Below are 10,080 nucleotides of genomic sequence, written 5' to 3' on the forward strand. Positions count from 1 at the left end.
CAGGCCCATCGCCTTGCCCGGGATCCCTGGGATCAGGCGCAGCCGATAGGGCGACGCCCCGTGACCCTCGCGACCTGTCCGGAAAGGCGGTGGCTGTCGCCATGAGTGTCGGCGCTGCGCACAATAATCCTTGATCCCTTTGGCAAGGGGTCGAACCACGGCGCATTGTCGGAAGAAAGGGGTTTCCGCCCACTGTCAGATGTAACGCGGCCTGTTAGTGTGTTTGATTTCAAGATTGACAAAATATTCAATGCCGCGATAATATTTCACAATTAGAAAATTCCATATCATTCCGCGAAATATTGAGGTGTGGCTGTGCAGTTTATTAAGTCAGTTTCAACCTACCGTCACTTTATACTCGGAAGTATATATCGCAACTTTCAGTTAAAGCACAAGGGCGCCCTGCTGGGTTGGGCCTGGCGTCTTATCAGTCCGTTCTTGATGATCTTGATCTACATGACGGTTTTTTCGCAAATCATGCCGGTCAAGTTTGGCGACGCGGATAAGCCATTCTCTTATGGTATTTTTCTGTGCGTTGGTGTCATCGCCTGGGGCTTTTTCATCCAGACGGTGGAACAGCTTCTGGTGATTTTCATCCAGAACGCTGAACTTATTAAGAAATCCAGCGTACCGCGGGGTTGCCTGCCCGTGATTGCGATTGCAACGGCCGCTGTCGACTTCGCCATCATGTTCGCCATATTCTTTATTGTCGCCGCCGCGCTGGGGCATGTCGGCCTGTCCTTCCTGGTGACGGCGGCGCCGGTCCTGACCCTGCTGGCCACGCTGGCGATGGGGCTGGGCCTTTTGTTGGGGGTCGCCAATGTCTTCTTCCGCGATGTGGAGCAGGTGTTTCGTATCGCTGCACAGTTCTGGTTCTGGCTGACCCCCGTGGTCTATCCAGTCTCGATCCTGCCAGACGCGGCACAGGCGGTGATTGGCTGGAACCCGCTGACCCCGCTGATGTTGTCGCTTCAGGCGGGGGCGGTCAGTGGTAACGGTCCGGACTGGCTGACACTGGCCTATCCGGCGGTGGTCGCGTTGCTGGTTCTGGCGCTTGGCGTGCGGCTGTTCCGGCGCTGCGCCGATGATCTGGCGGACGAATTGTGATGGGTGACATTGTCGTCAAGGGGCTGGGTAAGGCTTATACCCGCTATGCGCGCCGTTGGACGCGTCTGGCCGACTGGTTGGCCCCGCGCGCGGTACCGCGCGGCGAACGGCGCTGGGTGTTGCGCGATGTGGACTTTTCCATCTGGTCGGGCGAGACGGTGGGGCTGATCGGCCTGAACGGGGCCGGAAAAAGCACCCTGCTGAAGCTGATCGCCGGTGCGGCACGGCCGACAGAGGGGGCGGTCTGGGTTCAAGGACGTATCGCGGCCGTGCTGGAACTGGGTCTGGGGTTCCACCCTGACTTCACCGGGCGCGAAAATGCCGTCATGGCGGCGCAGTTGCAGGGCTTCGACGCCGCCAAGATCGCCCGCCTGATGCCGGAGATCGAGGCGTTCGCCGAAATCGGCGATTACTTTGATCAGCCGCTACGGGTCTATTCCACCGGCATGCAGGCCCGTCTCGCCTTTGCCGTGGCGACGGCGGAGCGTCCCGACGCCCTGATCGTCGACGAGGCCCTGTCCGTGGGCGACGCCTATTTCCAGCACAAGAGCTTTGAGCGCATCCGCCAGTTTGGTGCGGCGGGAACGACCCTGCTGCTGGTCAGCCACGACAAGCACGCCATCCTGAGCCTGTGCCGCCGCACCCTGCTGCTGGATCAGGGGCAATTGGTCATGGATGGGGAACCGGAAGGGGTGTTTGACTATTACAACGCCCTGATGGCCGCCGACAAGGCGGGGCGGATCGTGCAGCGCAAGGGTGGTGATGGCGCCACCCGCACCGATTCCGGCAGCGGCGAGGCCCGGATCGACAGTATCGGCCTTTACGATGCCGACGGGCAGCCGATCACCGTTGTCGGGGTGGGGCAGGCGGTGGAGGCCCGGTTGGCCGTCACCGTCCATGAAGATCTTGACGGGCTGGTGCTGGGCTGTGGGATCAAGGACCGTTTCGGGCAGATGATGTTCGGTACGAACAGCTTCTATACCGGGCAGGCCATCAAGTCGGCCCGACGGGGCGAGCGGCTGACCTTCCATGTCCGTTTCGACGCCAATCTGGGGGTGGGCACCTACTCCATCCACGCCTCGTTGGTGCGCGAACGCTCACATCTGGAAAAGAACTATCACTGGATCGATCGCGGGTTTGTGTTTGAGGTGGTCAATCTCAGCAAGACCGATTTCGTCGGCCTGTCCTGGAACGAAATGCGGTTCGAGATTGAGCGGCCGGGCGAACCGCCCTTGTCGGCGGATTCCCCGCTGATCGTGGGGGATATCGGCTGCCGCTGGGGTTTTGCCGAACGTTTCGTCAGCGCCGACGCCGATCCGCGCTTTGTCGCCTATGGCTTTGACCCCGATCCGCAGGAATGTGCGCGGTTGACCGAACGCTATGCCGCGCTGGCACCGGGACGGGTCACGCTGGTGCCGCTGCCGCTGGCCGGACGGGCCGGGCGGCGTACGCTGCACCTTACCCGCGAACCGGCCTGCGCCTCGCTGTTGCCACCAGACCCGGTTCTGACAACGCAATACCCGGCGCTGGATTGTGCCCGGTTGACGCAAACATGTGACATCGATGTGGTGACGCTGGCGGGTTGGGCAGCGGAAGCGGGGGTGACACGCTTCGATTATCTGAAACTGGACACCCAGGGCAGTGAGCTGGAAATCCTGCAAGGGGCCGGTGGCCTGCTGGACCAGACCCGCTGCATCGATGTCGAGGTCGAATTTAACCCGATCTATCAGGGCCAGCCGCTTTATGCGGATATTGACCGGTTCTTGCGCGACCGCGGTTTCGTGCTGTGGAAGCTGACCAACCTTGTGCATTATTCCCATCGTGACGGGTCGAACGCCGTTCTGGGCGAGGATGCAGTGTTTTATGACAATGACCACCGTCATCCCCACCCCCTGCATGGCGGCCAGTTATTCTGGGCCGATGCCCGATATGTGCGAGCCGATGTCCTGACCGCCCGGCCGCCTGATCATCCGCAGCGCCGCCGTGATGAAGCCCTGTTCGCCGCACTGGGCGCGACAGATATTGTCGCCCATGCCGCCCGCCCGCTGACGCCTGATCTGGCAGGGGAATCGCCATGATGATCTCTTACGCCCTGAATTTTGAAGATGTGATGTTGATGCGGGCGCTGGGGCGGGTTGAGGGCGGTTTTTACATCGATGTGGGCGCCAATCACCCGACCGACTATTCGGTGACCAAGGCGTTTTACGACCGGGGCTGGCGCGGGGTGAATGTGGAGCCGATGCCGGCCCCCTTCGCCCTGCTGGCGGCCGACCGTCCGCGTGATATCAACCTGGCCTGCGCCCTGGGTGCGGCAGCGGGCAGCATCCGCATCTGGGAACCGGATGTGCAGGGATGGGCCACCGGACGGGCCGACATTGCCGCGGCCCTTGCGGCGGACGGGCATAAGGGCGTCCATCACGAGGTGCCGCTGCGCACGCTGGCCGACATCTGCGACCAATATGCGCCACGCGATATCCATTTCCTGAAAATCGACGTCGAAGGGTTGGAGAAGGACGTGCTGGCGGGCGGGGATTTCACCCGGCATCGCCCCTGGGTGACGGTGGTGGAGGCGACCTACCCCAACTCCCGCCGCGAGACCCATGAAGAGTGGGAGATGATCCTGCTTGATGGCGGTTATCGCCTTGCCTATGCGGACGGCCTGAACCGCTTTTATGTGGCGAATGAGCGGGCGGAACTGCTTGACGCCTTCCGCTATCCGCCCAACGTCTTTGACGCCTTCAAACCGCATGCCCAGCAGCAGGCGGAAAATGCCGCGGCGGAAAATGCGGTCGTTGCCCGTGACCGCACGGAGGCCGCCCGCGTCGCGGCCGAGGAAGCGCGGCGGGTGAAGGAACAGGCGCAGGTCGATGCGGACCGCGCGGCAAGGGCCGAAGAACAGGCGGCGCGGGCCGGCATCCAGGCCGAGCGGGCCGAAGAAATGCTGAAGGCGGCGCTGGAGCGGGCGGCCAGCGCGGAAGCTGCCACGGACAAGGCGCTGTGGCAGGTTGAACGCACCGAAGAAATGCGAGCTGCGGCGTTGGAGCGCGCGGCCAATGCCGAAGCCGCCACCCTTCATGCGCGGCATCGCGCCGAACAGGCCGAAACCGATCGTCGTGCCGCCGACGAGGATCGACGGGCGGCAGACGCGGACCGGCGTACCGCCGAAGAAGACCGTCGTGCCGCCGACGCGGATCGTCGGGAAGCAGACGCGGAACGCCGTCAGGCCACAACAGTAGCCCAGCGGCTGGAAGCGGAGCTGCAAAACCTCAGCGAAGCCCTGCGCGACACCCGCGCCTGGGCGGAATGGGCCGAAGCGCGGGCGATGACGGCTGAAGCTGAACTGGCGGCGGCACGCGGCGATGTGGCGGCGTTGCGCGCCAGCCTGTCATGGCGGGTCACGGCGCCGCTTCGCGCGGTGCGGGTGCTGTTTGGTGCCGGCAATCCGCGTGACACGGCCAAGAAGGTCAGGGCGGCACTGATCCGCCGGCTGTTACGGCTGGTGGCTGATCCGACGCGCAGGGCCCGCGTGGCCGGGCTGGCCCGCCGCCTGGGCATTATGGGGCCGCTGCGGGTCCTGCATGCGCGGCTGGCCGCTGTATCGGCACCGCCGCGGGCGGGCGCAACGGACACGGCCGTGATCAACGGCCCGCCGGGACTGGACGCGGTGCCGCCGCACACGCGGGAGATTTATGCCCGACTGGACAGGGCCTTCAAGGCCGCCGCCGGAGATGACAATGCGCATCGTCGTTGATTTGACCCAGGAATTCTCCGCCGATTTCGCGGCGGCGGCGCTGACGCGGTTTGCCGGACATGAGGTTCTGTTCGCCGTGGACGCCCGCACCCCGGCCCCGGCCGAAGCCTTGCGCGCCGTCCTGGGCGACCGATTGCAGCGGCAGAATATCCGGGCCCTGCGTCTGCCGCGATCCATCGGCGATACCGGCCGTCAGGCGGAAATCACCCGGCTGCTGCACGCGGCCTTCATTGCCAATCTGCGGCCCGATCAGACGGTGGCCCCTGGTGATGACCTCTCCCTTCTGCGGCCTGATCCGGTCCCGGACGCGCCGCCACCGCCACGGCGGCTGAAACTGGCGGTCGTCACACCCTTGCCGCCGGAACGATCCGGGATCGCCGATTACTGCGCCGACCTGATCCCGGAACTGGGGCGCTGGTACGATATCGATGTCGTCACCGATCAGGCGTCTGTTTCCGCCCCGTGGATCGTAGCCCATTGCGGCGTTCTGACGTCGGATGCCTTTGCGGCGACGGCCCACCAGTATGACCGCGTGCTCTATCATTTCGGCAATTCGCCCTATCACGCCCGGATGTTTGATCTGCTGGATCAGGCGCCGGGCGTCGTCATGCTGCACGAATTTTTCCTTGGCGATGTTGTCCGTTACCGCGACGTCTATGGTCTGGCACCGCATGGCTGGAGCCGGGAGCTTTATCGGTCCGGGGGATATCCCGCCGTCGCCGACCGTTTCTCCACCGCCGACCCCGCCAGGATCACGGCGCGCCAGCCGGTCAATTTCGGCGTGCTGCGTGGTGCGTTGGGAATCGTCGCGCATAATGATTATTGCCGCAATCTGGCGCAGGCGCATTACGGACCCGATGCGGTTGCCGACTGGCGGCGGATCCCGCTGATGCGGGTCGCCCCTGATCTGGCGTCCGGTTCGGTGCCGGATCGGGCAGAGGCGCGGCGGCGGCTGGGCTGGTCGCCGGACGGCTTTGTCGTGTGCGCCTTCGGCATGGTCGGGCCGAACAAGCTGAATATCGACCTGCTGGGGGCCTGGGCGGCGACCGACATTGCCCACCATGCCGACAGCCGCCTTGTCTTCGTCGGGGAAAACCATCCCGGCGATTATGGCGCCGCCCTGCTGCGCGCCATGAAGACGACCGGTAACGGCAAGGCGATGATCACCGGCTGGACCGATCCGGAAGCCTACAGGCTCTACCTGGCGGCCGCCGACATCGCCGTGCAGTTGCGCACCGATACAAGGGGCGAAACCTCGGCGGCGGCGCTGGACTGCCTGACCTGGGGCCTACCCCTGATCGTCAATGCCAACGGGGCGCTGGCCGAGCTGCCGGGGGATGCCGTGGTCATGCTGGCTGACGCCTTCGCGCACGGCGACCTGACGGCGGCCATCGACGCTCTGGCCACCGACGTCCCAGGCCGCGCCGCGCTGGCCGAACGGGCCCGGACGCGGACCGCGGCCGAAAATGCACCGGCCGCCTGTGCCCATGCCTATGCCGTGGCCATGGAGACATTCTACGCAGCCGGGCGCGGCTCACCATTGCATGAAACCCGTCTTATCCAGGCGCTGCCTGCCTTGGTCGGCGCGCGCCCGGCGGATGCGGATCTGGTCGATCTGGCCGGGGCGGTCGCGGACACGCTGCCCCGTCGCCGGCCGGCCCGACAGCTGGTCGTCGATGTTTCGGCCATCTGCCGCAATGATTTGCAGACCGGCATTCAGCGGGTGGTGCGCGCGCTGATCCTGGCCCTGCTGCGCGAGATGCCGGCCGGCTGGCGGGTGGAGCCGGCGGCCCTGTCCGATCAGGGTGGCGTCTGGCATTGCCGCCATATGCGGCGCTGGACCTGCAAGCTGCTGGACCTGTCCGACGACTGGGCCACCGACGACCCAGTCCAGTTCGGTGCTGGCGACCTGCTGCTTGGGGCGGATTTTATCGGCGACCTGATCACCCATGCCGACCGGGGCGGCGTCTATGACAATCTGCGCGCCCGTGGTGTCGGGGTGCATTTCATTGTCTACGACCTGTTGCCGATATTGCTGCCACAGGTCTTTCCACCCGGCGGTTTCGGTTTTGAGGATTGGTTGCGGACCGTGGCGCGCTGTGCCGACAGCGTGGTCTGCATTTCCGCCGCCGTCGCACAGGACATGAAAGGCTGGGCGCAGGCCAACGATCCCGGACGGCAGGTTCCGCTGCAGGTCGGCTGGTTCCACCTGGGCGATGATCTGGAAAATTCCAACCCCAGCCGTGGCCGCCCCGCTGGTGCCGACGCGCTGCTGACCGCGCTGTCGGCGCGGCCCTGTTTCCTGATGGTCGGCACGCTGGAGCCGCGCAAGGGGCATCTGCAAACCCTGGCGGCGTTTGACCTTCTGTGGAAGGCCGGGGTGGAGGTCAATCTTGCCGTAGTGGGCAAGGAAGGCTGGCGCGGTCTGCCCGACGCCATGCGCCGTAACATCCCGGAGATTGTCAGCAAACTTGGCAGCCATCCGGAGCGCGGACGCCGCCTGTTCTGGTTGGACGATACCAGTGACGAATTCCTGGATGAGGTCTACGGTGCGGCGACCTGTCTGTTGGCGGCGTCGGATGGTGAAGGGTTCGGCCTGCCCCTGATCGAGGCGGCACGGCGCGGTGTGCCGATCCTTGCCCGCGATCTGCCGGTATTTCGTGAAGTGGCGGGCGCGCATGCCGCTTATTTCGCCGCGGCTACGCCAAAAGACCTTGCCGACGCACTTCGCGAATGGCTGACGGCACGACAGGCCGGCACAGCGCCCACATCATCGGCGATGCCGCGACGCCCCTGGTCCGAGAGCGCCCGGAGCCTGCTGGGTCAGATCATCGACCTGCCGACGCCGGACTGAACTCAATCCGGCGTACCTGCACGCCCAGCCGACGGCGGTCGGCTCCCACGCCCAGTTCCGCCGGAACCGCCGCATCGGGGGTTTCGATGACGATCTCGATCTCCGGCCCGTCACTGATGGACAGCGGCACATCGAAGATTTTCTCTTCCGCCGCTGCGGTGAAAACATGGTCGGCAACAGGATGGCCGTTCACCTTCACCGTCGCCCGCTGCCGGAACGGGCCCAATGTCGGGTGCAGGAAGGCCGTGGTTTCAAGGACGACGTGGGTGGCGCGCCGCTCACCCTCAGGTTGACGGCACCGGAAGGACGCAGCGTTGCCGTCGGTCCAGCGGCCCGCCGGTTCCGGACCGGAGAACCCGGACAAAAGATGGTCAAAATTCACGTCGGATTGGCCCTGACGGAAATTGAACACGCCATCGCAGCGTCGACGCTGATGCGGGTCCTGGGCATAACAGCGCCCGTCCATCACGGTCAGCCCCGATGCGGAAACGAAACTGCGGCAGCGGGGCAGGTCGTAGGGAACCGTTCCGGCGCTGGTGATGATGCTGCCCACCTGGCCGGGTTCCGGCAATTCACGACCGTGCAGTATAGCCGCAGCGTTGGCCTCACGCGGTGTTTTCATCAGGCCCAGTGAAAACATGTAGGCAGCGGCGGGCGGGAGGTCGGCCAACCCCGCGACAACATCGTACCGCCCATCGACCGCTGGCAGGTGGGCATCCCGTAGCGCCTTGATCTGCCGCTCATAGCCGACGATCCGCGCTGTCAGGGTTGACGACCCCTGGAAAACAGACGGCGGTCCCGTCAAACAGAAGGCGACGACCATAAACGCCGACAGACCCAACGCCCGTACCTTGCCATGATCGACATCGGCATCGGCGCGGAGGTCGCCGTGGCGCAGGGCGATGATCGATCCGGCCAGCACACCCGCCTGCACCGCGATACCGGTCAGCAGCGAATACACATATTTGCGCACGGCATAATCGTTGCCGACCCCCATCCGTTCGGCCGCGACCTGTGCCAGACACAGCAGGGCCGCGGCCGCGGCGAACAGGGTCAGCGCCTTGAACCCGGCGAAGGCCCCGCCGACGCCGCGCAACGAAAGCCGGCGCCACAGGGCCAGGTTGACGGCCGCCAGACCCAGGACCACGGCAGCCAGCGCGGCGAACACCCCGGTTCCATCGGGAAGCGCCAGTGGCAACTGGCCACTATTGGTCGCGATGTCCAGCATGGCCCGTAATGAAGGGTTGATGGCCAACAGCACTGCGCCCGCCGCCAACCACCCGCAATTGACGATGAACACCCGCTGACGGTGCCCGGCCTGGGCGGCCCAGGCATCGAGCAATGCAGCGCAACCGAAAAAGGCCAGCAATTCAAGGGCCGGCAGCAGGTGGAAGGAGGCAGCAGCAAAAGGCGCGGCCAGCGTCAGCAGGCGGCGCATGGTCACGTCCTCGCCCCGCTGCTCCTCCACCACCCAGGCGAGGACACAAAGGAAAGCGAAGGCTTGTCCGACCAGTTGTGCGAAGAAGTAGGCTTCGATCACCTCGCCGCCATGTGCCGGCAAGTGAAAGACCAGCGTCGTCACGGCCAGGAGGGCAGCTGTAACCACGGCGGCGACTGTGGCGGCGTTCCGGGGCACGGCGAACAGGGCGGCAGCGATTCCTGCCCAGATAATCGCCGCGGCGGCCACGGCAACGACCTGCATGCCGATAAACGAGGAATTCAGCACCCGCCCGATGACGGCAGCGAAACGGTGGGCAAGCGCCGGATAATGGATCATCTCCCCCAGTGATCGCCAGTCGACGGCCAGGGCGGCCGGATCGTCGGCGGCGGCAAAACGCCATTTTTCCGCAAGCCGTTCAATCAGCGCATAATGATGTGCCATGTCGATGCTGACAGCCTGCACGCTATCAACCTTCCAGCCGATCAGCAGCAGCAGGCAGGTGGCCGGGACCCACCAAGCCGTTCGTTCGTAAGACGCCCTCATGTCAAGTCGCTGGTCCGCCGTCATTTCGTCAGGGCAGAGTATGCAACGATGGATTGGAGGGGCGAAGGCAAATGAGACCGTCTCAAACCTGGGGGTCTCATGCCGCTTTGCGGAAAGGCCGACGGGCAAACGGCTCGGCGGCTGCGTGATCCGATACGAGTGTGCCGTTCATCACCGCGGTGCGAACCTTCAGCATGCGGTGGGCGCCCCGTGGGGACCATCGCATCTGCTGGTTTGCGCCCATGCGTCGGTGCAGCAACCGCTGAACCGTGCTTTCGGTCGTCGCTGTCGAGATAGGCTCATCCCGGTGCCGGGCAGTGGCGTAGTCGATGATCAGGTCACGCTGCCCGACGATATACGTTTCCAAGGCCTGCAGCAGTTTGG

Annotated in this window: 5 protein-coding genes and 1 pseudogene; 4 read left to right on the forward strand and 2 right to left on the reverse strand. The window is 64.8% G+C overall.

Translation table 11 applies throughout. The features are described from left to right. Positions 1 to 315: 315 nt before the first annotated feature. From ACODTW_RS23300 to ACODTW_RS23315, 4 genes are read left to right on the forward strand one after another with little or no spacing between them, the layout of a single operon-like run. The gene (locus ACODTW_RS23300; RefSeq protein WP_488948524.1) at positions 316 to 1,107 is read left to right on the forward strand and encodes an ABC transporter permease; all 792 of its coding nucleotides are present in this window, start codon (positions 316 to 318) and stop codon (positions 1,105 to 1,107) included. After that, positions 1,107 to 3,185 carry an FkbM family methyltransferase gene (locus ACODTW_RS23305; protein WP_488948519.1) on the forward strand — a complete coding sequence of 693 codons (2,079 nt, stop codon included), beginning with the start codon at positions 1,107 to 1,109 and terminating at the stop codon, positions 3,183 to 3,185. The genes ACODTW_RS23300 and ACODTW_RS23305 overlap by 1 nt, the downstream gene beginning before the upstream one ends. Next, on the forward strand, positions 3,182 to 4,858 hold the full coding sequence (locus ACODTW_RS23310) for an FkbM family methyltransferase (protein WP_488948520.1): 1,677 nt from the start codon (positions 3,182 to 3,184) through the stop codon (positions 4,856 to 4,858). Before ACODTW_RS23305 ends, ACODTW_RS23310 begins: the two co-directional genes overlap by 4 nt. Further along, the gene (locus ACODTW_RS23315) at positions 4,842 to 7,712 is read left to right on the forward strand and encodes a glycosyltransferase (protein ID WP_488948521.1); all 2,871 of its coding nucleotides are present in this window, start codon (positions 4,842 to 4,844) and stop codon (positions 7,710 to 7,712) included. Before ACODTW_RS23310 ends, ACODTW_RS23315 begins: the two co-directional genes overlap by 17 nt. Here ACODTW_RS23315 and ACODTW_RS23320 read toward each other — a convergent pair. Both ACODTW_RS23320 and ACODTW_RS23325 read right to left on the reverse strand, forming a co-directional pair. Next, a complete protein-coding gene (locus ACODTW_RS23320; protein WP_488948522.1) occupies positions 7,687 to 9,696 on the reverse strand; it encodes a hypothetical protein in 2,010 nt (669 codons plus the stop codon). The two genes, ACODTW_RS23315 and ACODTW_RS23320, sit on opposite strands and share 26 nt — an antisense overlap. 97 nt (positions 9,697 to 9,793) lie before the next feature. Then, a pseudogene (locus tag ACODTW_RS23325) lies at positions 9,794 to 10,080 on the reverse strand (ISKra4-like element ISAzba1 family transposase); the annotation flags it as partial.

The sequence above is a fragment of the Niveispirillum sp. FG148 genome (assembly GCF_057809655.1).

Bases quoted from the DNA above. Each gene is read 5' to 3' on its own strand.
- ACODTW_RS23305 (WP_488948519.1), top strand. From the start codon at position 1,107: ATGGGTGACATTGTCGTCAAGGGGCTGGGTAAGGCTTATACCCGCTAT.
- ACODTW_RS23310 (WP_488948520.1), top strand. From the start codon at position 3,182: ATGATGATCTCTTACGCCCTGAATTTTGAAGATGTGATGTTGATGCGG.
- ACODTW_RS23315 (WP_488948521.1), top strand. From the start codon at position 4,842: ATGCGCATCGTCGTTGATTTGACCCAGGAATTCTCCGCCGATTTCGCG.
- ACODTW_RS23320 (WP_488948522.1), bottom strand. From the start codon at position 9,696: ATGAGGGCGTCTTACGAACGAACGGCTTGGTGGGTCCCGGCCACCTGC.